Origin of the sequence: Neobacillus sp. GCM10027624 (assembly GCF_042675345.1) — a bacterium.
GTDB classification, from domain to species: Bacteria; Bacillota; Bacilli; order Bacillales; family Cytobacillaceae; genus Neobacillus; species Neobacillus cucumis_D.
The window spans coordinates 1-560 of record NZ_JBHTHD010000025.1 but is presented as its reverse complement, the minus strand read 5'-3'; the positions used below and the strand labels follow the sequence as shown (position 1 = coordinate 560).

Genomic DNA, 560 nt, shown 5'->3' with positions numbered 1-560 from the left:
GCACAAATTAATTCAATCGCAAGAACTCTTCTTGCATTTTGAATAATTTGATGTGCATGTCTTGAGCCAATGGTTCCCATACTTACATGATCCTCTTGGTTCGCAGAAGATGGGATCGAATCGACACTTGCTGGGTGTGCCAATGTTTTATTTTCAGAAACAAGCGCTGCTGCCACATATTGCATAATCATCGCACCAGATTGTAGACCTGGCTCTGGGCTTAAGAAAGGCGGCAGATCATTTAATTGTGGATTGATTAACCGTTCAATGCGTCGTTCTGAAATATTAGCCATTTCCGCAACGGCAATTTTCATAAAGTCCATTGCAAACGCAATTGGCTGGCCATGGAAATTACCTCCAGAGATAACTTTCTCACCATCATCAAAAATTAATGGATTATCTGTTGCCGCATTCATTTCAATTTCTAATTTTTCTTTTACATAATCAAGTGCCTGCCATGAAGCTCCATGAACCTGTGGGATACAACGAAGTGAATAAGCATCCTGCACGCGAAGCTCGCCTTGTTGTGTAGTCAATAAGCTGTCACTTAAATAACTGCG

The 560-nt window shown here is 41.1% G+C and carries 1 protein-coding gene; it reads right to left on the bottom strand.

Annotated features, from left to right (window positions below; genetic code table 11):
- Window positions 1-560: aromatic amino acid lyase (locus ACFQZ9_RS28640; RefSeq protein WP_498946757.1), on the bottom strand; the 560-nt coding region annotated here is incomplete at both ends.